Origin of the sequence: Sphaerisporangium dianthi, assembly GCF_042654065.1 — a bacterium.
GTDB classification, from domain to species: domain Bacteria; phylum Actinomycetota; class Actinomycetes; order Streptosporangiales; family Streptosporangiaceae; genus Sphaerisporangium; species Sphaerisporangium dianthi.
Genome location: NZ_JBHSFP010000004.1, coordinates 21672 through 47441, shown reverse-complemented (window position 1 = coordinate 47441; position 25770 = coordinate 21672). Strand labels below are relative to the sequence as shown.

25 protein-coding genes are annotated in these 25770 nt (G+C 71.3%); 10 read left to right on the top strand and 15 right to left on the bottom strand.

Features of this window, described 5'->3' with window-relative positions; all coding sequences use genetic code 11:
• Window positions 1–55: 55 nt before the first annotated feature.
• The 7 genes from ACFO60_RS08070 to ACFO60_RS08040 are packed head-to-tail and all read right to left on the bottom strand — an operon-like array spanning window position 56 to window position 6181.
• Window positions 56–415: an MmcQ/YjbR family DNA-binding protein gene (locus ACFO60_RS08070; protein WP_380838746.1), complete on the bottom strand. Its 360-nt coding sequence runs from the start codon at window positions 413–415 to the stop codon at window positions 56–58.
• A 57-nt stretch (window positions 416–472) separates the two neighbouring features.
• Window positions 473–1288 (bottom strand): sugar phosphate isomerase/epimerase family protein, encoded by an 816-nt coding sequence (locus ACFO60_RS08065; RefSeq protein WP_380838744.1) that lies wholly within the window; start codon window positions 1286–1288, stop codon window positions 473–475.
• Window positions 1288–1980 (bottom strand): hypothetical protein, encoded by a 693-nt coding sequence (locus ACFO60_RS08060; protein ID WP_380838742.1) that lies wholly within the window; start codon window positions 1978–1980, stop codon window positions 1288–1290. Before ACFO60_RS08060 ends, ACFO60_RS08065 begins: the two co-directional genes overlap by 1 nt.
• Before the next feature lie 5 nt (window positions 1981–1985).
• On the bottom strand, window positions 1986–2885 hold the full coding sequence (locus ACFO60_RS08055) for a carbohydrate ABC transporter permease (RefSeq protein WP_380838740.1): 900 nt from the start codon (window positions 2883–2885) through the stop codon (window positions 1986–1988).
• Window positions 2882–3823 carry a carbohydrate ABC transporter permease gene (locus tag ACFO60_RS08050; protein WP_380838738.1) on the bottom strand — a complete coding sequence of 314 codons (942 nt, stop codon included), beginning with the start codon at window positions 3821–3823 and terminating at the stop codon, window positions 2882–2884. Before ACFO60_RS08050 ends, ACFO60_RS08055 begins: the two co-directional genes overlap by 4 nt.
• Before the next feature lie 4 nt (window positions 3824–3827).
• Window positions 3828–5129 carry an ABC transporter substrate-binding protein gene (locus ACFO60_RS08045; protein WP_380838736.1) on the bottom strand — a complete coding sequence of 434 codons (1302 nt, stop codon included), beginning with the start codon at window positions 5127–5129 and terminating at the stop codon, window positions 3828–3830.
• A 35-nt stretch (window positions 5130–5164) separates the two neighbouring features.
• Window positions 5165–6181: a hydroxyacid dehydrogenase gene (locus ACFO60_RS08040; RefSeq protein ID WP_380838734.1), complete on the bottom strand. Its 1017-nt coding sequence runs from the start codon at window positions 6179–6181 to the stop codon at window positions 5165–5167.
• Window positions 6182–6329: 148 nt separating this feature from the next.
• Between ACFO60_RS08040 and ACFO60_RS08035 the strand changes: the two genes are divergently transcribed.
• The gene (locus tag ACFO60_RS08035; protein WP_380838733.1) at window positions 6330–8300 is read left to right on the top strand and encodes a DUF2264 domain-containing protein; all 1971 of its coding nucleotides are present in this window, start codon (window positions 6330–6332) and stop codon (window positions 8298–8300) included.
• Here ACFO60_RS08035 and ACFO60_RS08030 read toward each other — a convergent pair.
• Complete coding sequence (locus ACFO60_RS08030; protein ID WP_380838731.1) at window positions 8266–9405, bottom strand: substrate-binding domain-containing protein; 1140 nt, start codon at window positions 9403–9405, stop codon at window positions 8266–8268. The two genes, ACFO60_RS08035 and ACFO60_RS08030, sit on opposite strands and share 35 nt — an antisense overlap.
• A 171-nt stretch (window positions 9406–9576) precedes the next feature.
• Between ACFO60_RS08030 and ACFO60_RS08025 the strand changes: the two genes are divergently transcribed.
• The gene (locus ACFO60_RS08025) at window positions 9577–10302 is read left to right on the top strand and encodes a class I SAM-dependent methyltransferase (protein ID WP_380838730.1); all 726 of its coding nucleotides are present in this window, start codon (window positions 9577–9579) and stop codon (window positions 10300–10302) included.
• On the opposite strand, the gene ACFO60_RS08020 is transcribed toward ACFO60_RS08025, so the two are convergent.
• Window positions 10229–10888: a class I SAM-dependent methyltransferase gene (locus tag ACFO60_RS08020; RefSeq protein ID WP_380838728.1), complete on the bottom strand. Its 660-nt coding sequence runs from the start codon at window positions 10886–10888 to the stop codon at window positions 10229–10231. The two genes, ACFO60_RS08025 and ACFO60_RS08020, sit on opposite strands and share 74 nt — an antisense overlap.
• 393 nt (window positions 10889–11281) lie before the next feature.
• Here ACFO60_RS08020 and kdpF point away from each other — a divergent pair, with 393 nt between their 5' ends.
• The 6 genes from kdpF to ACFO60_RS07990 are packed head-to-tail and all read left to right on the top strand — an operon-like array spanning window position 11282 to window position 19304.
• Window positions 11282–11371, top strand: a complete 90-nt coding sequence (gene kdpF / locus ACFO60_RS08015; RefSeq protein WP_380838726.1) for a K(+)-transporting ATPase subunit F — start codon at window positions 11282–11284, stop codon at window positions 11369–11371.
• The gene (gene kdpA / locus ACFO60_RS08010) at window positions 11371–13032 is read left to right on the top strand and encodes a potassium-transporting ATPase subunit KdpA (protein WP_380838724.1); all 1662 of its coding nucleotides are present in this window, start codon (window positions 11371–11373) and stop codon (window positions 13030–13032) included. The genes kdpF and kdpA overlap by 1 nt, the downstream gene beginning before the upstream one ends.
• Window positions 13032–15197: a potassium-transporting ATPase subunit KdpB gene (gene kdpB, locus ACFO60_RS08005; protein WP_380838723.1), complete on the top strand. Its 2166-nt coding sequence runs from the start codon at window positions 13032–13034 to the stop codon at window positions 15195–15197. The genes kdpA and kdpB overlap by 1 nt, the downstream gene beginning before the upstream one ends.
• On the top strand, window positions 15198–16076 hold the full coding sequence (locus ACFO60_RS08000; RefSeq protein ID WP_380838721.1) for a potassium-transporting ATPase subunit C: 879 nt from the start codon (window positions 15198–15200) through the stop codon (window positions 16074–16076).
• Window positions 16077–16080: 4 nt separating this feature from the next.
• Window positions 16081–18642, top strand: a complete 2562-nt coding sequence (locus tag ACFO60_RS07995) for a DUF4118 domain-containing protein (protein ID WP_380838719.1) — start codon at window positions 16081–16083, stop codon at window positions 18640–18642.
• Window positions 18639–19304 carry a response regulator gene (locus tag ACFO60_RS07990; protein WP_380838717.1) on the top strand — a complete coding sequence of 222 codons (666 nt, stop codon included), beginning with the start codon at window positions 18639–18641 and terminating at the stop codon, window positions 19302–19304. The genes ACFO60_RS07995 and ACFO60_RS07990 overlap by 4 nt, the downstream gene beginning before the upstream one ends.
• Window positions 19305–19323: 19 nt before the next feature.
• Here ACFO60_RS07990 and ACFO60_RS07985 read toward each other — a convergent pair whose 3' ends face one another.
• Genes ACFO60_RS07985 through ACFO60_RS07975 form a run of 3 tightly spaced genes read right to left on the bottom strand, consistent with a single transcriptional unit; the run spans window position 19324 to window position 20863 of the window.
• Window positions 19324–19800 (bottom strand): VOC family protein, encoded by a 477-nt coding sequence (locus ACFO60_RS07985; protein ID WP_380838716.1) that lies wholly within the window; start codon window positions 19798–19800, stop codon window positions 19324–19326.
• Between the two features lie 51 nt (window positions 19801–19851).
• The gene (locus ACFO60_RS07980; RefSeq protein ID WP_380838715.1) at window positions 19852–20349 is read right to left on the bottom strand and encodes a pyridoxamine 5'-phosphate oxidase family protein; all 498 of its coding nucleotides are present in this window, start codon (window positions 20347–20349) and stop codon (window positions 19852–19854) included.
• 13 nt (window positions 20350–20362) lie between these two features.
• Window positions 20363–20863 carry a cysteine dioxygenase family protein gene (locus ACFO60_RS07975; RefSeq protein ID WP_380838713.1) on the bottom strand — a complete coding sequence of 167 codons (501 nt, stop codon included), beginning with the start codon at window positions 20861–20863 and terminating at the stop codon, window positions 20363–20365.
• Between the two features lie 106 nt (window positions 20864–20969).
• On the opposite strand from ACFO60_RS07975, the gene ACFO60_RS07970 reads away from it, so the two are divergent.
• Window positions 20970–21860 (top strand): LysR family transcriptional regulator, encoded by an 891-nt coding sequence (locus tag ACFO60_RS07970; RefSeq protein WP_380838712.1) that lies wholly within the window; start codon window positions 20970–20972, stop codon window positions 21858–21860.
• Window positions 21861–21908: 48 nt separating this feature from the next.
• Here ACFO60_RS07970 and ACFO60_RS07965 read toward each other — a convergent pair whose 3' ends face one another.
• The 3 genes from ACFO60_RS07965 to ACFO60_RS07955 form a co-directional block, all read right to left on the bottom strand.
• Entirely contained in the window at window positions 21909–22682 is a 774-nt protein-coding gene (locus ACFO60_RS07965) for an SAM-dependent methyltransferase (RefSeq protein ID WP_380838711.1), read from the bottom strand.
• Between the two features lie 257 nt (window positions 22683–22939).
• Entirely contained in the window at window positions 22940–23152 is a 213-nt protein-coding gene (locus tag ACFO60_RS07960) for a DUF397 domain-containing protein (RefSeq protein ID WP_380838710.1), read from the bottom strand.
• A complete protein-coding gene (locus ACFO60_RS07955) occupies window positions 23143–23961 on the bottom strand; it encodes a helix-turn-helix domain-containing protein (protein ID WP_380838708.1) in 819 nt (272 codons plus the stop codon). The genes ACFO60_RS07960 and ACFO60_RS07955 overlap by 10 nt, the downstream gene beginning before the upstream one ends.
• Window positions 23962–24941: 980 nt before the next feature.
• Here ACFO60_RS07955 and ACFO60_RS07950 point away from each other — a divergent pair.
• The gene (locus tag ACFO60_RS07950) at window positions 24942–25742 is read left to right on the top strand and encodes an ATP-binding protein (protein WP_380838706.1); all 801 of its coding nucleotides are present in this window, start codon (window positions 24942–24944) and stop codon (window positions 25740–25742) included.
• The last annotated feature ends 28 nt before the right edge of the window (window positions 25743–25770 follow it).

Genomic DNA, 25770 nt, shown 5'->3' with positions numbered 1-25770 from the left:
GCCTGCCGCCCGCCCGTGGCCCGTCCCACCTCGCGGCGGCGGCGGACGCCGTCGCTCACGCCGGGCGGTCGAGCAGCGCGGCGAGCCGCTTCGGCGCGATCAGCCGGTAGCTGTCCTCGACCAGCCCGGCGATCTCGTCCCAGTCCTGCTCGACGTCGAGCCGCGCCCCCACCCAGCCCTTGGCCCCCACGTACGGCGGGACGAAGAAACGCCCGGGATCCGAGGCGACCAGGGCCTCCTGCACCCCCGGCCCCGCCTTGAACGTCATGGAATCGCCGTCCTCGCTGGTCATCACGAAGAGCTTGTCGCGCACCCGGAACGCCGGCGCCGTGTGCCCTCCGAACGGCTTCTCGGCCACCTCCGGCAAGGACCCGCAGATGTCCCGCAGCCGCCCCAGAACGTCATCGTCGCCCACCCTGACCACCATCCTTCTCACAGCCCGCCCGCGTGGCGCACATCCTCCTGGGACTCCTCAGGATTCTGGCACTCCCCGGACGTCCTGCCGCCGGTCGGCCGCCGTCAGGTGGCGGCGCAGGCTCGCCGCCTCCCCCGCCAGCATCCCCGGGTCGTCGCCGGGGACGAACTCGATCGAGGCGGCCACGCGCCTGCCCGTCGAGGCGAGCAGGCGCACGACCTCGCGCCACAGCGCCGCCCGGTGGTCCAGCGGCCATCGCTCGCGGGGCGTCGGCCACCAGCTGAACACGTGCACCGCGTCCACACGGTCGAGCACGGCGCGCAGCCCCGTCAGCGCCTCGTCGTCGGGCATCCCGTTCGGCGGCTGCCAGTACGTGCGCAGCCCGGGAACCTCGTCGAGCATCGCCCGCGCCGAGCCGGAGTCGTCGGTGAGGGTGTCCGCGTGGTATTCGGTCGCGACGGCGATGTCGCCGGCGGTGTCGACGCAGCGTCTCAGCGCGGAAAGCGTCCTGCGGCGCTCCGCCGGGCTCGCCTCCGCCGATCCCCGGCCGCCCGCCCACACCCGGATGCGCGGTGCGTCCAGGGCGCGGGCCGCGGCCAGCACGTCGCGCCACACGCGGCGGTCCTCGCCCGGGTCGGCGATGGCGCCCGCCCGGTAGTACGAGCCGAAGGCCGACACCGACAGGCCGGCGGCCCTGGTCGCCTCGGCCACGCGGAGCGCCTCCGCCACGTCGCCGAGCGGGATGTGGGCGTCTTGGCCCCACTCGATGTGGTCGAGCCCGGCCCGCGCCGCGAGCGCGATGACGCGGTCGGCCGGCAGCGGCCGGTAGGTGACACTGCACACCCCCGCGGTCAGCAGCCGGGCGCCGCCCATCAGGCCGGCACCCGGCCGGCGGGCAGCAGGGGGGCCACCACGAACCGCATGGTCGCCCATCCGGCGTACAGCAGGGGCGAGCACAGCACGAGGGCGCCGACGACCGGCCTGACCAGGACGGCGGCCCCGGCCAGGCCGAACACGGCGACGGCGGGGACCGCGAGGTACCAGCGCCGCGCCACCAGGTACAGGCACGGCGGGACCGCCTCGCGCGGCCGGGCGAACCGGCCGGGCGGCGGCTCGGCGGCCAGCACGAGCACGGCGGCGACGACGGCCGCGACCAGGACGGCGGCGGTCACGAAGAAGGGGACGAGCACCGGTCCCCACGCCGTCCGCGCGACGACGACGGCGTCCACGGCCAGCACGCCCGCGGCCGCGAGGCCGGTCGCCCACGCGGCCAGCGTCCGGACGGCGGCCCGGCGGTAGGCGCGCCAGAACGTGCGGAAGACGCCCGCGGACCCCTCGCCCAGCGCGGCGAAGCAGCCGAACGCCCCGGCCAGCGCCGGTGCGCACACCAGCGACAGGACGGCGAAGAACGGCCAGGACGACGCCGGATCGCGCACGACCGCGAGCGCGGCCAGCAGCGGCGCGCAGGCGACGGTGACCAGGACGTTCGTCATCAGGCACGCGTACACGGAGGCGAACAGCCTCTCGTACGCGGCCTGCGGGGCGGGCCTGAGCGGGTTACGCATCGCGCTCACCCCTTCAGGCCGGTCGTGGCGATGCCGCGGATGAAGTACCGCTGGCCGAACAGGAAGATCACCAGGATGGGCAGCACCGAGAGCACCGCGCCCGTCATGATCATCGCGTACTCGGCCTCGTACTGGCCGATGAACGATCGCAGGCCGAGCTGGACGGTCCACAGCTCGTTGCTCGTCAGGTAGATGAACGGCCCCATGTAGTCGTTCCAGGTGGTGACGAGCGTGAGCAGGGCCAGGCTGGCGAGCGCGGGCTTGGACAGCGGCAGCACGACGCGCAGGTAGATGCCGTACTCGCTCAGGCCGTCGATGCGCGCGGCCTCGCACAGCTCGTCGGGGATCGACATGTAGTACTGGCGCATGAGGAAGACGCCGAACGCGCCGAACGCCTGGAGCAGGATGATCGACCAGTAGGTGTCGGTCAGCTCGGCCCTCTGCATCATGATGTACTGCGGCACCATGTAGGCCTGCCACGGCACGGCGATGGTGGCGATGTAGGCGAGGAAGAGCGCGTCGCGGCCCGGGAAGCGCACCTTGGCGAACCCATAGGCGGCGAAGCTGCCGGTGAGCACCTGCAGGAAGGTGACGGCGACCGACAGCAGGGCCGAGTTGCCGAGGTAGGTCAGCATCGGGATGCGCTCCCAGATGTCGACGAAGTTCGACCAGCGCAGCTCCCTCGGGATCCACTCGACCGGGATGGTGAAGACCTCGTTGTCGCGTTTCAGCGACGCCGACACCATCCAGCCGAACGGCACGAGCACCAGCAGAGCCACGACGGTCAGGGACGCGTAGGCCGGCACCCTGCGCAGCGAGCGGCGCCCGCCGCGGTGCCGCGCGGCGGGCGCCGCGGGCGGGGGCGGGGCGGCCGTCGCCGGGGGAAGGCCGTGCGTCGTGGTCATCGGAGCCGCCTCCGCTCGTTGAACCGGAACTGGACGACCGTCACGGTGAGCACGATCACGAAGAGCACCAGCGCGATCGCCGAGGAGTAGCCGAAGTGGCCTTCGACGATCCCCTCCCTGTACACCAGCTGCGACAGCACCAGCGTGCTGCGCCCGGGACCGCCGTCGGTCATCACCACGATGAGGTCGAGCACCTTGAAGCTCTGGATCGTCAGCATGACCAGGACGAGGAACGTCGTGGGCCGCAGGCAGGGCAGCGTGATGCTCCAGAAGCGCTGCCAGGCGTTCGCCCCGTCGACCTTGGCGGCCTCGTGGTACTCCGCCGGGATCGTCTGCAGGCCGGCCAGGTAGAGCACCATGTAGTAGCCCATGTCCCGCCACACGCTGGTGACGATCACGGCGGGCATGGCCCAGCCGGTGCTGGCGACCCACCGGGGCGGCTCGTCGACGCCCAGCGCCATGAGCACCTGGTTGATCGGCCCCGCCGCCGGGTTGAACAGCATGTTCCACACGGCGGCGACGGCGACCAGCGAGGTGATGTAGGGCAGGAACGCCGCCGTGCGGAAGAACCGCGCCCCGCGGATCCTCCCGTTGAGCGCCAGGGCCAGCGCCAGCGCCGCGACCAGCGTCAGCGGGATGTGGCCCGCGGCGTAGTACAGGGTGTTGACCAGGGCGACGCGCACGTTCTGGTCGCGGAGCAGCTGCTCGAAGTTCGCGAGCCCCGCCCACTGCGGCGCGCCGTAGGAGTCCCAGTCCATGAAGGCCAGCGCGAGCGCCGCCAGCACCGGCACCAGCGTGAACGCGGCGAAGCCGACGAAGTTCGGCAGGATGAAGCTCCAGCCGACCAGGGTGTTCCGCCAGGTCCGGCGCCGGTCCCGCACCGGCGTGGGCGGGTCGTGCCGCGCCACGGGGGCGGGCCGCGTCGTCGAGTGGGTCATGACTTCAGTTCAGGACTTCGTTCTTGACCCGGTCGTTCATCGTGCGGATGCCCTCCTCCGCCGACTTGTCGCCGACCATGATGAGCTCGTGCTCCTCGTTGAGGATGGTGTCGACGTCGGCGGTCTTGTCGCTGACCGGCATCTCCAGGACGACCTTGCCGGGGGCGAACGCCTTCTTGGACAGCTCGTCGGACGGCATGCCGTCGAGCGAGAAGTACGCGTCGGTGATCTCCGGCGTCTTCAGTGCCGGCACGACGCCGACCTTGGTGATGGCCTCGGCGCCGGCCTTGCTCGCGGCGAACGCCACGAACTTCCTGGCGGCGTCCGCGTGCTCCGCCCTCTTGTTGACGGCGAAGGCCGTGGGCGCGCCGAAGGTGGTCACGTCGGTGGCCCCCGGACGCTGCGGCATCGGCGCGAGGCCCCAGTCGACGTTCGTGGTGCCCTTCTTCTTGGCCGTCAGGAGGCCGGAGATGTACCAGGTGCCCATGGGCATCATCGCCGCCTTGCCGGTCTCGAACATGACGCGGTAGTCGGAGTGCTGCGAGGTGGCGGTGCCGAAGTCGAGAGCCGCGCCCGCCTTCTGCAGCGACAGGGCCGTCTTGTACTGGTCGGCGAAGAACCCGTAGTCGCCGCCGAGCTGGTCGCCGCCCGTCTGCGCCGCGGCGATGGCCTGGACGACCGACCGCCAGGTGTGGTGGTAGGTCCCGTAGACCTTCCCGGTCCCCTCGCCCTTCGTGAGCCGCTGCGCGAGCGTGGCGTACTTCTCCCAGGTCAGCCCGTCGAGATCGGTGATGCCCGCGTCTTTGAAGAGCTTCTTGTTGTAGTAGAGCAGCCAGAAGTCCTGGCGGTACGGCAGGGCGAAGTAGGTGCCGCGCACGTCGTAGGCCGGGAGGCCCGCGAGTTCGGCGCCGCCCGCCGACTTGACCAGGTCGGTGAGGTCGAGGAGCTGCCCGCGGCCGGCGTAGCGCGAGTAGTCCGTGAGGGTCTTCATCGTGACCACGTCGGTCCGGTCGCCACCGGCGAGCATGGTGTTCACCTTCGCGGGATAGTCGTCGGCGGCTATGTCCACCGGTTTGACCTTGATGCCGGGGTTGGCCTTCTCGAACGCGTCGAAGAGCGCGCCGAACTCGGGCGTCTTCGCGAGGCTCCAGGCCGCGACCGTCAGGGTGACCGGCCCGCCACCGCCGTCCGCCCGTTCGCCCGAGCCGCACGCGGCCGCCAGGAGGGAGACGGCGGCCGCGGCCGCCACGCACCACGCGAGGCGGCGTCGCGTGCCGGGGCCTGCTGTGGTGTTCGCTGTGCTCATCGTTCCGGTCTCCTCTCATCCTGGCCGGTGCGGGCTCAGGCGCCTGTGGCCAACTCGGCGGGGGTCACGGCGGCGCGGGGCGGCCGGCCGGCCAGATAGCGGTCAAGCTCATCGAGCGCGCTCTCGCTCATCCGCCGGGTCTCGGCTCCGAGCGACCCGGCGACGTGCGGGGTGATCATGACGTTGGGCAGGTCGTACAGCACCGAGCCGGACGGCAGCGGCTCCGGCTCGGTGACGTCGAGGATCGCGTCCAGCCGGCCCGCCGCGCACTCGCGTTCCAGGGCGGCGGTGTCCAGGACGGCGCCGCGGGCGGTGTTGATCACCGTGGCCCCGTCGCGCAGCAGGGACAGCTCCCGGGCTCCGATGAGGTGGCGGGTGGACGGCAGCGCCGGGACGTGCAGCGTGAGCACGTCGCAGCCGCGCAGCAGTTCGGCCAGGCCCACCGGCCGGGCGCCGGCCGCGCGCACGTCGGCGGGCGCGGCGTACGGGTCGGACACCAGGATGTCGATCTCCAGGTGGCGCAGCCGTTCCACGACGCGGCGCCCCACCCGGGAGAAGCCGACGACGCCGACGGTGCGCCCGCGGTTGGACAGCTCTCCGCGGCGGGTCGCGTAGGACCAGTCGTCGCGGTGCAGGCGCGCGTCCTGGGCGAGGAACGGCGCCTTCTTCCCGGCGAAGATGACGGCGGCGAGGGTGAACTCGGCCACCGGGATCGCGTTCTCGTGGGCGGCGTTGGTCACCAGGATCCCGCGGCGGAAGACCTCGTCGGTGACGAACGAGCGCACCGTGCCCGCGCAGTGGAAGACGGCCCGCAGCCCGGGGGCGTCGGCGAGCCGCGCGGGCGTCAGCGGCGGGCAGCCCCACGAGGTCACGAGCACCTCGACCTCGCGCAGCCGGCGCCGCACGCGGGCCGCGTCCAGGTCGGCCGTCGTGGCGGGCTCGCCGAGCTCGGCGAGGTCGCGCAGCCGCCGCAACTGCGCCTCCTGGAACTGCACCCGGAAGTGGGCGGGGTCCATGACCAGCAGGGCCTGCGGGCGTCGTCGGTGCGTCACGCGCGAGATCCCTTCGGCGGAAAGCGCTTGCCAGTGCGCCGATCATGTCCGGTCATGTCATTCATGTCAACGGTGTGTTAAGTGCAAGAAGTCGTGATTTCTGATCGAATGTGATCGATATGCGTGCGACCTGCATCCGGGAGTGTCCATGATCAGTTGGCGGGAGTTCGACGACTGGGAGCTGTCGCCCCATACCGGGTGGACCAGGAACCACTGGGCGGCGCTCGCCGACCACCTCCTGCTGGTGGCGCGGCGGTACGCCTCGCCCGCCCACGCGCGCGTCTCCTTCCCCGGCCCGCCGGGCGGCTACGGGGCGGACGTCGACGGGCTGGAAGGCTTCGCGCGCACCTTCCTGGCCGCCGGATTCCGGGTGGCGGGCGAGCGCGGGCGCGATCCGCTGGGTCTGATGGAGTGGTACGCGCAAGGACTCGCCGCGGGCACCGATCCCCGTTCGCCCGAGCGCTGGGTGCGGCTGGACGAGCACGGCCAGGCGAAGGTCGAGGCCGCGTCCATCGCCATGGTGCTCCACCTGACCAGGCCATGGCTGTGGGACCGCCTGGACCCGGTCGTGCGCGAGCAGGTCGTCGACTACCTCGCTCCCGCGATCGGCTCGGAATACCCGCCGATCAACTGGGTCTGGTTCCAGATCGTCGTGGAGCAGTTCCTGGCCTCGGTGGGCGGTCCCCGCTCGGAGGAGGACATCGACGCGGGGCTTGAGCTGTCCGACGGCTTCGCGCGGGAGAACGGCTGGTACGCCGACGGCGCCGAACGCTCCTACGACCACTACGCCGGGTGGGCGCTGCAGTTCTACCCGCTGCTGTGGACCGAGATGGCGGCGGGCGATCCGCGGGCGGACTCCCGGCGGCCCGTGTACCTGCGCCGGCTCGAAAGCTATCTGGGCGACGCGCTCCACCTCGTCGGCGCCGACGGCTCGCCGCTCGTCCAGGGACGCAGCCTCACCTACCGGTTCGCCGCCGCCGCGCAGTTCTGGGCCGGCGCCCGCGCCGGGCTGACGACCCCCTCGCCAGGGCTGCTGCGCCGCGCGGCCTCCGGCATCGCCCGCCACTTCACCGACCGCGGAGCGCCGGACGACGACGGCGTGCTGACCCTGGGCTGGCACCGGCCCTGGCGGCCGATCGCCCAGTCCTACTCCGGGCCCGGCTCCCCGTACTGGGCGGCGAAAGGGCTGTTCGGGCTCACCCTCCCCGAGGACCACCCGGTCTGGACGGCCGTCGAGGAGCCGCTGCCGGTGGAGTCGGGCGACTACCATCTCCTCCTTCCCGCGCCCGGATGGCTGGTCAGCGGGACGCGGGCCGACGGCGTGGTGCGCGTGGTCAACCACGGCACCGACCATTCCCTCCCCGGATCGCACCTGACCGACTCGCCGCTGTACGCGCGCCTCGGGTACTCGACCGCCACCGCGCCGCTCATCGCCGGTGAGCACGCGGCGCACCCGGTCGACCAGTCGGTGGTGCTCCTCGACGCGGACGGGGCGCCCAGCCACCGCACGGGCTTCGAGACGCTGCCCGCCCATCGCCTCCCTTCGGGGGCGCTGGCCGGGTCGTCGCGCTGGCGGGCCCACTGGGTCACCCCTGAGAGCGAAGGCGCGGACCACGGACACGGGCGTTCAGGACGCGTGCGCCTCGGACCGTGGATCCAGGTGGTCTCGGTGCTGCGCGGCCCCTGGGAGGCGCGCCTCGTGCGGATCTCGGATCCGGGCGGGGCGCCGTGGCAGGGCCCGCTGCGCGTCGGCGGGTGGCCGCTGCCCGCGCCGGAGCCGTCCCCCGACGGGACGGTCACGGCGAGCGACGCGGTGTTGTGCTCGCGCGTGCTCGGCGGGCCGGGGCTGGAGGCGACCGGGGTCGTCTCGGCCGAGGACGCATCCCCGCTCGCCGAGCGGACGCTCGTACCGTGGTGCGCCACGCCCTCGGCCGCGCGGCCGGACAGGTGGTACCACGCGCTGGTCTACCTGGGCGGGGGAGAGCCGGCCGGGTGGCCGGACATCTCATGGGACGGCCCGGCGTCCGCGCGGGTGCGCTGGCCCGACGGGACGGCCGACGTCGTGGACGCCTCCGGCGGCGCGGTCAGCGCGGCGCCGAGGAGGACGAGCGCACCATGAGACGGGGCGCGATGACCACACGGTGGGCCGGGCGCTGCGCGTCCCGATCGGCCAGGCGCGCCGCGAGCAGCTCGAAGGCCGCCCGGCCGACGGCCGCCTTGGGCGGGCGGACCGCCGTGAGCGGCGGGTCGCACAGCTCGGCGACCTCGTCGTCGTAGGCCACCAGGCTGAGATCGCCGGGCACCCGGACGCCGCGCACCTGGCAGCGTTCCACCAGGGACATCGCCTCGGGGTCGGAGTGGACCAGCATGGCGGTCGTCCCCGAGGCGAGGCACGCGTCGAGCACGCCGTCGAGCACGGCGGCCCGCGTCGCCTCGCCGTGGCCGGCCGGGCTCACGTCGGGGGTGCCCTCCAGCGCGAGGCCGAGCTCTTCGCACGCCTGCCGCCACCCGCGCCGCACGTGCTGGGTGGTCGGGCTCTGCGCGGCGGTGAGCACGCCGACCCGCCGGTGGCCCAGCGTGGCGAGATGCCGCACGGCCATGGCGGCGCCGAGCGCGTGGTCGCTGACCACCGACTCCATCGCCTCGCGGTAGGGCCCCACCGCCGCGGCGCGCTCGAGGAGCACCACCGGCAGGTCGGCGGCCTGCAGCCACCGGACCAGCGCCTCGCCCTCCTCGCCTGTGGTGGTGGGCGCGACCAGCAGGCCGTCCACCTCCATCGACTCCACCAGCCAGGACAGCTGCCGCCGCTCGTCCTCGGCCTGGTAGGTGGCGCCGCGCAGCACCACCCGGGCCGACGAGGGCGTGGCGGCCTCGCGCACGCCGCGGATCACGTCGGGCCAGTAGTAGGTGAGCGACGGCACCACCACGCCGACCGTGACCTGCCGCACGGCCGTGCCTGTGGCCTCCGGGACCGCGTGCCGTTCACGCTCGCCGTCGCCGGCCGGCGCCCCGCCGGACAGGACGGCTCCGCCGCGGACGCGGCGGACGACCCCCCGGGAGGCCAGCAGCGCGATGTCCCGGCGGATGGTGATGACCGAGACGTCCAGCTCGGCGGCCAGGTCGTTGGCGCGCACGACGCCGCGCCGGCGCAGCAGCTCGACGACCTGGGCGCGGCGCTCGTACGGCAGCTGGGCGGGCGCGGGCCGTCCCGCGGTCTCTGTCATGGCTCCTCCTCGCCGGAGACCGCCATGCTACCGATCGATGTTGATCGGAGTTGAACCATGGCCGCGCGCGGGCACGGCGGCGACGGAGGGCCGGGACACCCGCGAGCCGGTGATACTGGGGACAACAGTGGGCATTCCGGCGGGTGCCGGGCCGCCGGGAAGGCTGTCCAGATGGATGAGCTGTCACGCTTCCAGCGTCCGCGCTTCGCCCGGATGTACGAGCGCACCAGCGCCGAGTCCGAGCGGCGCGGCACCGCGGGGCACCGCAGGGTCCTGCTCGCGGGCCTGTCCGGCAGCGTGGTCGAGGTGGGGGCCGGCAACGGGATGAACTTCGGCCATTACCCGCCTGAGGTGGCCGAAGTGGTGGCCGTGGAGCCCGAGGACATCCTGCGCGGCCTGGCGGAGAGCGCGGCCCGGCGGGCGCCGATCCCCATCCGGGTCGTGGCCGGGCACGCGGACGCGCTTCCGGCGCCGGACGCCCGCTTCGACGCGGCGGTGGTGTCGTTGGTGCTGTGCTCGGTGCCCGACCAGCGGCGCGGCCTGGCCGAACTGCGGCGGGTCCTCAAGCCCGGCGGCGAGCTGCGGTTCTTCGAGCACGTCAGGTCGGCCATGTGGTGGCGGGCGCTGGTCCAGGACGCCGTCTCGCCCCTCTGGAGCCGTATGGCCGGCGGTTGCCACCTCAACCGGGACACTGCTGAGGCGATCCGCCGGGCCGGGTTCCAGATCGACCGGCTGGACGAGGTCGTCTACAGCCCCGACCGCGGGCTCCCCGCCATGAGGCACATTCTGGGCAGCGCCCGCGCCGGGGCCGCCCCGCCCCCCGCTACTCGGGCCGCGCGACGCCGAGGACGTGGCTCACGTGGTACAGGTGGAAGCGGTCCAGCCGCTCGATGGTGAACCCCGCCGACCCGATGGCGGCGAGGACGTCCCTAGCCGGGTGGCAGCCGCCCGCGACGCGGGACCACACAGGGGTCAACAACCGCTCGGTCATCATGATCGCCAGGTGGCCCGAGCACTGGTGCTCGTAGAACCGCAGCCGCCCCTCCGGGCGCAGGACCCGTCTCACCTCGAAGAGCGCCGCCTCCGCGCTGTCCGCGCAGCACAGGGTCAGCGAGCAGACGACGGCGTCACACGAGGCGTCGGGGACGGGCAGCCGCGCCGGACCGCCGTCGAGGATGCGCACGCGAGCCGGGACGCCGGCCGCGGCGTCCTTCGCCGTGGCGCGCAGGAAAGGGTCGGGGTCGACGAGGACGATCTCCTCGACGCCGGAGGGGTAGCAGCCGAGCTTGACGCCGTCGCCGGCCCCGATCTCGAGAACGCGTCCGGTGAGGCCGGCCATCAGCCTCTGGCGTTCCGGGGTGGGGACGGAGCCGCTTCCGCGGCCGGCGCACACCGGACGCGGGTGGTGGAACTGCTCCATGCCACGGCCGCAGGCGTGCCCGGCGTCGGGAGGCCGGCTGAGGGCGAGGGGGCGCACTGTCATGTCTTCTCCTGAACTCGACACCTCCACTTTGCGCGCGCCTTCCCGTCGCCAGGGCGGTCGATATGCGATCCATACGGCTCACGGGCGGATTCATGCGCCATCTTGACGCCGGCCCGCTCCGGGGCCGGGCGACGGGGCGGGCTCCGCGCCGGCTGAGGCAAGCCCTCGTAGGGATCGCGTCAATAATGCGGACGGGCCCGTATGGAAGCCGTCAAGAAGGGCGATAAGCCTCAGATCCCGCGCTTTGCTAGCTCTGTGGCCGTCCGCTCCGGGCGGCCTCAAGCATGTTCGTCTGGATTCTGAGGGAGTGGGGATGGCTGACGTCATCTTCGTCGCCCTGACGATCGCGATCTTCGTGATCCTCGGGCTCGTCGTCAAGGCGGTGGAGCGCCTGTGAGCGCCGTCAACGCAACCGGGCTGGTGGTCACCGCCGCACTGGTGATCTTCATGGTCGCCGCGCTGCTCTTCCCGGAGCGCTTCTGATGTCATCGACCTTCGCGGGCATCCTGTTCATCGGAACCCTTCTCGCCGCCCTGGTGCTGACGCACCGGCCGCTGGGCGACTACATGTACCGCGTCTTCACCGGCACGCGGCACCTGGCCGTCGAGCGGGTGGTCTACCGCCTCATCGGCGTGCGGCCGGACGCCGAGCAGCGCTGGAGCGTGTACGCCCGCAGCGTGCTGGCCTTCTCGGCGGTGTCCATCCTCTTCCTGTACGGCTTCCAGCGACTCCAGGACAAGCTCTTCCTGAGCCTGGGCTTCCCCGGGGTGCCCGGCCACGTCGCCTGGAACACCGCGGTCAGCTTCGTGACCAACACCAACTGGCAGGCGTACTCGGGTGAGTCCACGATGGGCCACCTGGTGCAGATGGCCGGACTGGCGGTGCAGAACTTCGTCTCGGCGGCGGTCGGCATCGCGGTGGCGGTCGCCCTGGTGCGCGGCTTCGCCCGCAAGCGGACCGAGGACCTCGGCAACTTCTGGGTCGACCTGGTGCGCGGCACGGTGCGCGTCCTGCTGCCGATCGCGTTCGTCGGCGCCCTGGTGCTGGTGGCCGGCGGGCTGATCCAGAACTTCGCGGGCGTGCACGAGGTGGCCACGCTGGCCGGCGGCGCGCAGAAGATCACCGGCGGGCCGGTGGCGAGCCAGGAGATCATCAAGGAGCTGGGCAACAACGGCGGCGGCTTCTACAACGCCAACTCCGCCCACCCGTTCGAGAACGCCACCAGCTGGACGAACTGGGTCGAGATCTTCGCGATCCTCGTCCTGCCCTTCGCGCTGCCGCGCACATTCGGCCGGATGGTCGGCGACAGGCGGCAGGGCTACGCGATCGCCGCCGTCATGGGCATCCTGGCGTTCGCGAGCATCGCCGTGCTCACCGGGCTGGAGATCGCGCACAACGGCACCGTCCCGCAGGCTGTGGGCGCCGCGATGGAGGGCAAGGAGATCCGGTTCGGCGTGCCGAACTCCGGGACCTTCGCGGCGGCGACGACGCTGACCTCGACCGGCGCGGTGAACTCCTTCCACGACTCCTTCACCGCTCTCGGCGGCATGATCACCATGGTGAACATGATGCTGGGCGAGGTCGCGCCCGGCGGCGTGGGAGCCGGCCTGTACGGCATGCTCGTGCTCGCCGTGATCACCGTCTTCGTCGCGGGGCTGATGGTCGGCCGCACGCCCGAGTACCTCGGCAAGAAGATCGGCGCCCGCGAGATCAAGCTCGCGTCGATGTACTTCCTGACCACGCCGGTGCTGGTGCTCGTCGGCACGGCCCTCGCCATGGGGTCGCCCACCGAGCGGGCGAGCATGCTCAACTCGGGCCCGCACGGCCTGTCCGAGGTGCTCTACGCGTTCACCAGCGCCTCCAACAACAACGGCTCGGCGTTCGCCGGCATCACCGTGAACACCCCCTGGTACGACACCGTCCTCGGGCTGTGCATGGCGTTCGGCCGCTTCCTGCCGATCATCTTCGTCATCGCCCTGGCCGGGTCGCTGGCCAGGCAGGCGCCCGTGCCGGCCTCGACGGGCACGCTGCCCACGCACCGGCCGCAGTTCGTCGGAATGCTCGTCGGCGTGACGATCATTCTGGTCGCGCTCACCTTCCTCCCCGCCCTGGCGCTCGGGCCGCTCGCAGAAGGAATCAGCTAATGGCCACCCCTTCGACCCACGCCCCGGGCCGTGCCCCCGCACCGCCCGCCCGCACTCCCGCATCGCAGAACGACAAGGTGGGCGGCGGCCTGCTCGACCCCCGGCAGCTCATCACCTCGCTGCCCGAGGCGCTGCGCAAGCTCAACCCCGCCACGCTGTGGCGCAACCCGGTCATGTTCATCGTCGAGATCGGCGCGGTGTTCACGACCGTCCTGGCGATCACCGACCCCTCCTTCTTCGCCTGGGCGATCGTCGCCTGGCTGTGGCTGACGGCGATCTTCGCCAACCTGGCCGAGGCGGTGGCAGAGGGCCGGGGCAAGGCGCAGGCGGCGACGCTGCGCGCCGCCAAGCGCGACACCACGGCCCGCCGGCTCACCGGCTGGCGGCCCGGGCAGGAGCCCGGCCCCTTCGACACCGTCGGCGCCCCCGAACTGGCGCAGGGCGACTTCGTGGTCGTGGAGGCCGGGGAGATCATCCCCGGTGACGGCGACGTGGTCGAGGGCATCGCCAGCGTCGACGAGTCGGCCATCACCGGCGAGTCGGCGCCGGTGATCCGCGAGTCCGGCGGCGACCGCTCGGCCGTCACCGGCGGCACCAAGGTGCTGTCGGACCGGATCATCGTCAAGATCACCCAGAAGCCGGGCGAGAGCTTCATCGACCGGATGATCGCGCTGGTCGAGGGCGCGAACCGGCAGAAGACCCCCAATGAGATCGCCCTCAACATCCTGCTGGCGGCGCTGACGATCATCTTCCTGGTCGCCACCGCCACCATGCAGCCGCTGGCCATCTTCTCCAAGGCCCAGAATCCCGGCGTCCCGGACTCGCTCGCCCTGACCGGGGACGGCGTCACCGGCATCGTCCTGGTCTCGCTGCTGGTCTGCCTCATCCCCACCACCATCGGCGCCCTGCTGTCGGCGATCGGCATCGCCGGCATGGACCGTCTCGTGCAGCGCAACGTGCTGGCCATGAGCGGCCGCGCGGTGGAGGCGGCCGGCGACGTCAACACCCTGCTGCTGGACAAGACGGGCACCATCACCCTGGGCAACCGGCAGGCGTCGGACTTCGTGCCCGTCGCCGGCGTCCCCGAGCGGGAGCTGGCGGAGGCGGCGCAGCTCGCGAGCCTCGCCGACGAGACCCCCGAGGGGCGCTCCATCGTGGTGTACGCCAAGCAGGCCTACGCCCTCCGCGAGCGCGGGCCCGGGGAGCTGGCCCACGCCGAATGGGTCGCCTTCACCGCCCAGACCCGCATGTCCGGGGTGGACGTGGACGGCCGCCAGGTGCGCAAGGGCGCCGCGACGTCGGTGATGAAGTGGGTGCGCGACCACGGCGGCCACCCGACGGACGAGGTCGGCCCCCTGGTCGACGGCATCTCGGCCTCCGGCGGCACGCCGCTGGTGGTCGGCGAGGTCACCGGGGGCCGGGCGCGCGTGCTCGGGGTCATCCACCTCAAGGACGTCGTCAAGGAAGGCATGCGGGAGCGGTTCGACCACATGCGCCGGATGGGCATCCGCACCGTGATGATCACCGGTGACAACCCGCTGACCGCCAAGGCCATCGCCGACGAGGCCGGGGTGGACGACTTCCTGGCCGAGGCCACCCCCGAGGACAAACTCGAACTGATCAAGAGGGAGCAGGAGGGCGGCCGGCTCGTCGCGATGACCGGGGACGGCACCAACGACGCCCCCGCGCTCGCCCAGGCCGACGTCGGGGTGGCGATGAACACCGGCACCTCGGCCGCCAAAGAGGCCGGCAACATGGTCGACCTCGACTCCAACCCCACCAAGCTCATCGAGATCGTCGAGATCGGCAAGCAGCTGCTGATCACCCGCGGCGCGCTGACCACGTTCTCCATCGCCAACGACATCGCCAAGTACTTCGCGATCATTCCCGCGATGTTCGCCGCGGTGTACCCGGGCCTGGACACGCTGAACATCATGCGGCTGGCCAGCCCGCAGTCGGCGATCCTGTCGGCGGTCGTCTTCAACGCGATCGTCATCGTGGCGCTGATCCCGCTGGCACTGCGCGGGGTGCGTTACCGGCCCTCCAGCGCCTCCAAGCTGCTCAGCCGCAACCTCTACATCTACGGCCTGGGCGGGATCATCGTCCCGTTCGTCGGCATCAAGATCATCGACCTGCTCGTCCAGTTCCTCCCGGGGATGTCATAAATGGAACGCCTGCCAAGCTGGATCCGCCAGCACCTCGCCGCGCTTCGCGCGCTGCTGGTGCTCACCCTGGTGACCGGGGCGATCTACCCGCTCGTGGTCACCGGAGTCGCCCAGGCCCTGTTCAACGGCAAGGCCAACGGCTCGATCGTGCAGAAGGACGGCAAGGACGCGGGCAGTGCCCTGCTCGGGCAGAGCTTCGCGGACGCCGACGGCAACGCGGTCAGGAAGTACTTCCAGTCCCGCCCCTCGGCGGCCGGAGACGGCTACGACCCCACCTCGACCGCCGCGAGCAACCTCGGCCCCGAGGACATCGTGGACACCCTCCCGGTGCCGGGCGCCAAGGACGACGAGGGCAACCCCGACACCGGCAGGCAGAGCCTGCTCACCCAGGTCTGCGCCCGCAGCAGGGCCGCCGGTGAGCTGGAAGGGGTCAGCGGCGGGCGGCCGTACTGCACCCCCGACGGCGTGGGCGCGGTGCTGAAGGTCTTCCCGGCCGTCGGCACGCCCACCCGCGCGGTCAGCGTCAACCAGGCCTGCCCTGCCGCGCCGTTCATCGGCGAGTACCAGGGCGTCAAGGTCGAGTGCGGCAAGCCCGGCGAGGACTACGCGGCCGGCCGCACGGTCGCGGTCCGCGGCGCCGCGAGGGCCGTGGTGCCGGCGGACGCGGTCACCGCGAGCGGCTCCGGCCTCGACCCGGACATCTCCCCGGCCTACGCCGCCCTGCAGGCCCCCCGGGTCGCCAGGGAACGCGGCCTCCCGCTCGACCAGGTCAAGACGCTCATCGAGCGGAACACCACCGGGCGCGGACTCGGCTTCATGGGCGAGCCAGGGGTGAACGTCCTCACGCTCAACCTGGCCCTCGACCACCTCAAGGGGTGATCTCGTGAGCCCTTCCCGCGGACGGCTGCGGATCTATCTGGGCGCCGCCCCCGGCGTCGGCAAGACCTTCGCGATGCTCTGCGAGGGACGCCGGCGCATGGAGCGGGGGACCGACGTGGTCGTCGGCTACGTCGAGACCCACGGCAGGCCTCGCACCGCCGCGCTGACGGAGGGCATGGAGGTCGTCCCGCGCACGACCATGGTCTACCGCGGGACGACCTTCACCGAGCTGGACACCGGCGCCGTCATCGCCCGCGCGCCGCGGCTGGCGCTCATCGACGAGCTGGCGCACACCAACGTCCCGGGCTCGAAGAACGCCAAACGCTGGCAGGACATCGAGGAACTCCTGGACGCCGGCATCGACGTCGTCTCGACCGTCAACATCCAGCACCTGGAGTCCCTGAACGACGTCGTGCGGCAGATCACCGGAGTCCCCCAGCGGGAGACCGTGCCGGACGAGGTGGTGCGGCGGGCCCAGGAGGTGGAGATCGTCGACATGGCCCCCGAGGCGCTGCGGCGCCGGATGGCGCACGGCAACGTCTACCCGCCGGAGAAGATCGACGCGGCCCTGTCCAACTACTTCAGGGTCGGCAACCTGACCGCGCTGCGCGAGCTGGCGCTGCTGTGGGTGGCGAACAAGGTCGACGAGCAGCTCGACCGCTACCGCGCCGACCACGGCATCGCCGGCACCTGGGAGGCCCGCGAGCGGGTCGTGGTCGCGCTGACCGGCGGCCCCGAGGGCGACACGCTGATCCGCCGGGCGGCCCGCATCACCGCCAGGACCAAGGGAGCCGACCTGCTGGCGGTGCACGCGACCCGTTCCGACGGCCTGAGCGGCGCCGACCCGGCCAACCTGGTCCGCCAGCGCTCGCTGGTGGAGAGCATGGGCGGCACCTACCACCAGGTCGTCGGAGACGACGTGCCCCGTGCCCTGCTGGACTTCGCGCGGGGCGTCAACGCCACCCAGCTCGTGCTCGGCGCCTCCCGGCGCGGGCGGTTCGCCCAGCTCTTCTCTCCGGGCGTCGGGGTCACCACGACCGCGCGGTCGGGGTCCATCGACGTTCACATGATCACTCACGACGAGGCAGGGAAGGGCGCGCGGCGCTTCCGCTCGGGCGCCGCGCTCACCCGCAGGCGGCGCGTCGCCGGCTGGGCCATGGCGCTGCTGGCGCTGCCCGCGCTCACCGCCGCGCTCGTCCCGCTGAGAAACGACCTGGCGCTGTCGAGCGAGATCCTGCTCTTCCTGCTGATGGTGGTGGGCGTCGCCCTCGTGGGCGGCATGTGGCCCGCGGTCACCGCGGCCGTGGCGGGATCCATGCTGCTGAACTACTACTTCACGCCGCCCGTCAGCCGGTTCACCATCTCCGAGCCGGAGAACCTGCTCGCGCTGTTCGTCTACGTGCTGGTGGCCGTGATGGTGAGCGCCGTGGTGGACCTGGCGGCGCGCAGGACCAGGGAGGCCGCCCGCGCCGGCGCGGACGCCGAGGTGCTGTCGACCCTGGCCGGGCACGTCCTGCGCGGCGACGCGGCCCTCGCGTCGCTGCTGGCGCGGCTGCGCGAGACCTTCGGCCTGACCTCGGTGACGCTGCTGGAACGGGCCGCCGAGCCGAGCCCGGACGACCACTCGGAGCCGCAGGCGTGGCGCATCGTCGCCACGTCCGGCGGGCTGCCGTGCACGTCCCCGGGCGGGGCGGACACCGACGTGTCCATCGACGAGAGCCTCGTCCTCGCGGTGCGGGGACGCCTGCTGGACGCCTCCGACCGCCGCGTGCTGGAGGCCTTCGCCGCCGAGGCCGCCATCGCGCTGCGCCACGAGCGGCTGCGCGAGGAGGCCCAGCAGGCCAAGCCGCTGGCCGAGGCCGACAAGATGCGCACCGCCCTGCTCGCCGCGGTCAGCCACGACCTGCGCACGCCGCTCGCCTCCGCGAAGGCCGCCGTGGACAGCCTGCGCAACACCGCCATCCGGTGGAGCGAGGAGGACCGGCGCGAGCTGCTCGCGACCGCGGACGAGTCGCTGGCGAGGCTCGACCGGCTGGTCGCCAACCTGCTCGACATGAGCCGCCTGCAGGCCGGGGTCCTCGGCGTCACGGCGCAGCCGGTGGCGATCGAAGAGATCGTCCCGCGCTCGATCGACGACCTGGGCCCGCTCACCGATCGCATCGAAGGGGATATCTCGCCCGACCTGCCGGAGGTGGTCGCCGACCCGGCGCTGCTGGAGCGCATCCTGGTCAACGTCATGACCAACGCGGTGCGTTACAGCCCGCCGGACGCCCCGGTGCTCGTCACCGCGAGCTGGCACGGCGACCAGGTGGAGATCCGCGTCATCGACCGCGGCCCCGGCATACCGCCCGAGGCGCGCGACCAGGTGTTCATGCCGTTCCAGCGCATGGGCGACCGCGACAACCACACCGGCGTCGGCCTGGGCCTCGCGCTCTCCAGAGGGCTGGCCGAGGCCATGGGCGGCACCCTCGTGCCGGAGGAGACGCCGGGCGGAGGCCTCACCATGCTGATCACGCTGCCCATCTCGTCACGGGCGCACGCCGTCGCCGCCGAGGACCGGGCATGATCCGCGTCCTGGTGGTCGACGACGAACCGCAGATCCGCCGGGCCCTCCGCATCAACCTCGCGGCCCGGCACTACGACGTGGCCATGGCGCCCGACGGGGCCTCCGCCCTGCGGGGTGCGGCCGACTGGCGTCCCGACCTCGTACTGCTCGACCTCGGCCTCCCCGACATCGACGGGGTGGAGGTGATCCACGGGCTGCGCGGCTGGAGCTCCGTCCCGATCATCGTCCTGTCGGGGCGGGCCGGGAACCAGGACAAGATCGACGCTCTGGACGCCGGCGCGGACGACTACGTCAGCAAGCCGTTCGACGTGGAGGAGCTCTTCGCGCGCATCCGCGCCGTGACCCGCAGGATCGCGGTCCAGGAGGCCGAACTGGCACGCGTCCAGATCGGCGACCACACGATCGACCTGGTCGACAAGACCGTCTCCGGCGGCGTGCGGCTCACGCCGACCGAGTGGCACATGCTGGAGCTCCTGCTGCGCAACCCCGGCCGGTTGATCAGTCAGCGGCAGATGCTCAACGAGGTGTGGGGCGAGCACGTGAAGGAGACCCATTACCTGCGCCAGTACATGGCCCAGCTGCGCCGCAAACTCGAACCCGACCCCGCGCGGCCGGTCCACCTGCTCACCGAGCCGGGAATGGGCTACCGCTTCAACCCCTGACGCGCCCGCCCCTCGTCCCTCACTTCATCTGCTCGGCCAGCGCGACGATGATGCCCGCGGGCCCGCGGAGGTAGCAGAGCCGGTAGCTGTCCTCGTACTGGACCAGCTCGCCGATGAGTTCGGCGCCGTGTGGCCGCAGGCGGTCGAGGATGTCGTCGATGTCCTCGACGGCGAACATGATGCGGTGCATGCCCAGCGTGTTCGTCGGCGCGCGCGGGTCACCGTCCCGGCTCGGAGGCGTGTGGTACTTGGTCAGCTCGAGCCGTCCGTGGCCGTCCGGGGTGCGCATCATCGCGATGTCCGATCGGACCCCTTCGAGATCGACGAGGCGATCCACCGCGCCGCCCTCGACCGTCGCCTCGCCTTCCAGCTCCAGGCCGAGTTCGGCGAAGAACGCCTTGGCGGCCGTGAGGTCGTCGACGACGATGGCGATGTTGTCCAACCGCTGGATCGTCCCGCGTCCAGGGCGGGGGCCCCGCCTATCTGTGTCCTCCATGGTGATCTCCTTTCGGGGCCGGCCGCCGGGTTCGGCGGCGCGGGTGCGTGTTCAGGCGCGCCGGCGGTCCTTCTGCCGCTGCATGAGCTCCTCGATGGCGGTGGGCAGGGTGGTCTCGAAGTCGATCAGCTTGGCCCAGGTCGGCTTCACCACGACCCGGACCATGCCGTCGTAGAGCGACTTCACGCCTTCCTCCCACTCGGCCCGTTGCTCCGGCGTCATCTCGTAGGTGCCGTTCCACCGCATGTACTCGTCCGGGATGCCGTCGACGGCATCAAGCTCCGCCTGGCCGCGGAGGAGCAGGACCTTCGGCGGGTGCGACTCGGTGTCGATCGTCAGCGCGACCGCGGGATTGCGGCGCAACGCCGGGAGTTTCCGCGCGTTCGTCGCGGTGCACATGACGATCTCCGTGCCGTTCCAGAAGATGCCGATCGGGATCGCCCGCGGGGTGCCGTCCAGCGCGACGAAGGCCAGCCTGGCCAGGTCACGGGCCAGCAGTTCCTGGCTGAGCGGGCGGTTCAGTACCTCGTCGATGGCGTGCTGGTCCATGGTTCGAAATCCCTCAGTTGTAGAAGCGGCGGGCGCTGGACCCGACGCGGGAGATGTCGGTGCCGTAGATGTGCAGGCTGATGGCGATCTCGTCGCCGACGTTGCGAATGCGGTGGATGTCGCCGGGCGGCGCGAATCCGCCGACCTCGCCGGGAGGGTTGTCCCGCGCGCCGATGGGGTTGAGCGCTTCGTCGAACAGTTCCTCGTGCTCGGTGCCCGACAGCACGCCCACGACGCACCAGGTGATGTGGTCGTGGATCCGGGTGGTCTGCCCGGGGCGCCAGACCAGGCCGAGTACGGAGAACGCCCCGTCGGGCTCGGCGTGCAGCAGGTGGCCCGCGACCCGGTCGGGCCGGCCGAGACGCTGATCGGACGTCAGGATCTCGGGGCCGGGGAGGTGCGCGCGGAGCTGATCGGCGACCAGCTGCGCGGTGTCCGTCCAGCCGGTCCGCACGTCGACCGCCTGGCGCACGGCCGCGACGAGATCGGTGAGTGTCGCCAGAGAGCGGATCATGGCCGCGGCCTCCTTCGCGGAGCGGGTTCGTCCCCCTCAGCGTTCCGCACGCCGACTCATTCGTCTAATGACAATACGTTGGCTAACTCATGCGTATCCTTTATGCATGCTGGATATCCTGCGGTTACGGGTTCTCGCGGCGGTCGCCTCGCAGGGCTCGGTCACCAAGGCCGCCAAGCACCTGAACTACTCCCAGCCCGCCGTCAGCCATCATCTGGCCAGGCTGGAGGCCGAGACCGGGGCCAGGCTCGTCCAGCGGGTCGGCCGGGGCATCCGGCTCACCCCGGAGGGCGAGCACCTGGCCCGGCGCGCCACCGAGATCGTCGGCCGGGTCGACACCGCCGCCGCGGAACTGTCCGCGATGGTCGGCCTGCGCACCGGCCGTGTCCGGGTCGCCGGCTTCCAGTCGGCGCTCGCCGCGCTGGTGCCGCACGCCGCGGGCACCCTGCGCCGCGAGCACCCCGGCGTCGAACTACAGCTGGTCGAGTCCCACCCGCGCGTGGCACTCGATCTGCTGCGGGCCGGGCAGGTCGACGTCGCGGTCGTCTTCCGCTACGACGACACGACTCCGGACGACATCCGCGCCACGCACCTGTTCGACGACCCGATGTACCTGCTCAGCCTCGAACCGGGCCAGACACTGGCGGGCAACCGCGACTCCGACTGGATCGCGGGCTGCGAGAACTGCCGCCGCGAGTTCCTCGAGGCCTGCGACAGGGCGGGCTTCGTCCCGCCCATCGCGTACACCAGCGACGACATCATCGTCCAGCAGGCACTGGTCGCCGCGGGCATGGGCGTGACCACCATGCCGGGGCTGGCACTGCGCACCCACCACGCGCCCGGCATCGAGGCCAGCGTCCTGCGCGACTTCCGGCGGCACGTCTACCTGGCCACCTACGGCGATCCGCCGGATCCGCCGGCGACCACGGCCTTCATCGCCGCACTGCACCAGGCCGTCCAGCAGACCCGACCAGGCGACCCGCCCCCACCCACGTAGGACCCCGCACCTCCCGCCACTGATGTCCGACTGCGCGGAGCCTGCTCGTCAGTTCTTCCTCGCTGTCACCATCGCGAAGCCGAGGAACTCGCCGGCGTCGGCGGCGAGTAGGTCGATCACCGCCTGGCGATTGTGTTCTGGGCCAGTCCAGTCGCCTGTGCGCTCGGCCACCGCCTGTGTCCACAGCAGCCAGTCCCGCCAGCCATCTTCCTGCAGTCGTGCCGATGTGACGGTCACGAGTTCGGTGACTTCCCACTGAAAGCGCCACCACTCGGCGGTGTGCCAGGCGATCGGCTCCCAGCCGAACAGTTCCTTGATGCGCTTTGGGATCGCCCCGAGTTCCCGGACCTCCTGGGTCATTCCCGGCGTCGCCATGCCGAGTTGGCCGCCAGGCCGCAGAAACTTCACGAGGTATGGCAGGTACCAGTCAGAGGTGCCGAAATACTCGAATGCGTCGATGCTCACGATGGCGTCGAAGCTGTCCTTCCCGAACGGCAGGTTGTGCGCCTCGGCACGCACGGCGGTCACCTGGCCGGAAACGCCGGCGTCAGCGAACACGGCCGCGGCCTCATCCGGCGCGATCCACCAATCGGCCGCCACGACCTGGACGCCGTACTCACGGGCCAGGAACACGGACGTCGCTCCCTTGCCGGAGCCCAGGTCCAGGACCTTCATTCCCGGGCGCAGGTCAAGATCCCGGGCCAGGTCCTCCAGCAGCCACAACGGGTTCGGCCCCATGTCCAGGTCGAGCAGCCAGGCGGGGTCGTACCGGGACGAGCGCGGATACCGATCTGGGCGGGCAAGTTCATCGACGAACGTCACGGGTACCGATCAAAGCTGGCCACACGCACGCATGCAATTCCTTTTTTCACCCTGCCGACAAGGAGCTCCAGGCGTCGATGCCCAGGCACGCCGTGCACCGACGGCCTGTCCAACAGCAAGGTGCCGCGACGGCTCAGGACACTAGAGACACTGAAGAACGTGTCGCCACTCGCACTCCGGCGTCCGCGAGGCCGACCAGGTCGGCGAGAAGCCCGCGACTGCTCGTCCAAGGCTTCTCGTGTCAGCAAGCGGTGTGGCTAGAAGTCGAACTCGCCCTTCTTTGCGCCGTCGATGAAGGCGTCCCAGACGCTCGCGCTCACCACGAACGGCGCCCTCTCCGGAGCCTCGGTGTCCCGCAGCCCCACCCGCCCCCCCGACAACGGCGCGATCTCTATGCAGTCTCCACCGTTAGGACCGCTCTTGCTCGCTTTACGCCAGGCCGCGTCCCGTAGCTCGTCGCTCAAGTCCATAGTTTCTCCGCCTCTCTGATCAATTCGGTGGACACATGCCGGGGGTGTGCCTGCACACGAATCGTGTCGTACGTAGCGTGAACAGCTTCGACATCCTCCGGGCGGTTGGTGATTTGCCCGTTCAGTGCGGATTCGAGGTACACAGTATCCGCAGCGCCAGGTAGCTGCGCGATGACGAAACCCCCCAAAACCCCCGTGGTGACACCCAAATCCTTCGGGAGTATCTGGACGGCAATCCTAGGAGACGCGGTAGCCATGAGCAGCCGTTCGATTTGACGCTGCATAACCTCTTGCCCACCCACCAGACGATGTAGGACGCCTTCGTCCAGCACCACCCAGAACATCGGTGGTTCATCGCGAGCGAGGACGGCCTGCCGTTCCAGCCGGGCGGACACGTATCCGTCCACCTCGTGATCCCGTATGCCGGGTTTTCCTCGCAGTATTGCTCGCGCGTATTCCTCGGTTTGGAGTAGCCCCGGCACTATGAGCGGTTGCCAGGTGTGAAGGGTATGCGCCTCCTGCTCGACACCGAGCCAACCGCGAAACCAATGAGGGCTTACCTCGCCGCGCAGGTTGTCCCATAGACGGACCAGGTCTCCTGCGGCTTCCAAGGCGTCGTCGCAGCGCTGGGCCAGCTCACGGCTCGGTGTGCGCTGACCTCGCTCGATGAAGCCCAGCAGGCTTCGGCTGAATCGGGTCGCCTCAGCCAGTTGGTCTTGCGTGAAATCAGCGCTTTCGCGGTACTTGCGGAGCTCCGGGCCGAAGAGATGGAGCGACCTATTGGCTGATTTTTTCTCGTACGAAGCCATTTCCTCAGCTCCATCCGACGGGGGATCTTCACCGGCACAAAATTGGCACACAGCGACACGAAGTGTCGCCAGAGTGTGGCTGCACTTTCGATGCACAACGTAGCCATCCGAAGGCATTCTGTGAAGACCTTCGGGAAACCGGGAAGCCGTTCTCGGAGCCCGCTCCTATATATGCACCTGCGTCGCTCCTTAGCGTCGGCAAATTCGTGTGATATGTCCGGATAAGGGGGCGCAAAATGCAGATCGCGACGTTGAGAATACGTATCCCTGGCGGCAAGTCGTCGTCTCCGGAGAGCACGGATTTGTCACCGTCCGGCTAGCTCGTGAAGCAGAGTCGACGACCGTAACCCCCGTACAGGAAGCGGGGCTTGTCGCGGCGGTGCGCGACGGACAAGCCCCTTGAACGGACAGTGGAGGTCCGATCCGATGCATGACCCTAGTAGCGGACGCCTCCCTGGCAGGGGAATCGGTGTCATTCGTGTCCGCTGGCAGGCCGATGAGCCGCCGATGCCGCTCGGTTGCCGTTGGTGCGGGCATCCGCCGTACGCCCATGACGCCGCGAGTCTTCCCCACCGCCCGCATCACGACTGGGAGCAGCCCACTCCCGCGCAGGTCCAGGCCCGGATGAACGCCCGGCGGCGCTTGGGGGCGTCCGGCCCGCCGGTGGTCACGAGGCCGCCGCGCCCGTTCCTGCGGCCGGACGTCCGGCCACCGGCCCGGCGGCAACCTCCCACCCCCGCTCAGCGGCCACCCGTGAGATCGTCCGTGCCGCCCCGGCTCCCGACCGCATCGCCCGCGAAGCTCCGTCCTTCCGTCGCGGACGCCGCCGTCATGCTCGCTGAGCATCCTCCCGTGGCCTTTGCCGGACGGCATCGGCGGCGGGAGGCGTCGGACGCGGTGAGGTCCGGGGTGGTGATCCGGCCGCCGGGCGGACGCGTACCGCGTAGCGGACGGCACCGGCGGCGCAAGGAAGTGACGGCATGAACCGGGATGAGGCCTTGGAGGCACGCCCTCGGGGACGGCACCGGCCGGGCGCGGCCCCGGCGCAGGTCACCCCGCGACCATGGGACGCGAGCGAAAGGGCTGCCGCTGAGCAGTTGGACCAGATGGAGCCGGTGTGGGCGATCTGGTACGGCATGGGCTCGCGACGGTTCTACGCCGTCGCCACCTGGCCGTTGCCCGGCCCGCTGCTCGTCCAGGCGGGCACCGCCGACGAACTGCGCGACCTGATGCGCGCTTCCGAGCAAGCGGTCCTGTACCGCTCCGGCCCCGATCGCGCCGCCACAAGGGTGGCCGGTCGCCTGGTTTCTGCGGACCGCTTCGCCCGTATGGGCGACCCGACGACTGACGGAGCATCGATGACACCGACGCGGGACGGCGGTCTTCGTACCGCCTGCTGGGATCTGTCCGACGATTTGTCGCTGGTCGGCAAGACTCGCGCCATGGTGAGGGAGGTCCTCGCCACCTGGGCGCTGGCCACCATCGCCGACGACGTGATCCTCGCCGTGGCGGAGTTGCTCGCCAACGCGATGACCTATGGCAAGCCGCCCGTCAGGCTGTCACTGTGGCTCAGCGCCGAGGACCTGTGCGTCCGCGTCACCGACCACGGCCCCGAACTGCCCCGCCGTCTGGACCTCGACATCGAAGCCGTACACGGACGCGGCCTGACCATCATCGACGCCCTCGCCGACGACGCCGGCGTCACCCTGCTACCCGACGGTCAGGGCAAGACGGTCTGGTGCCGCTGGCGCCTGCCGGCGGACACCCCTCGATCCGCCTGACTCCGGCCACTGTTTCCAGGCGGCACGG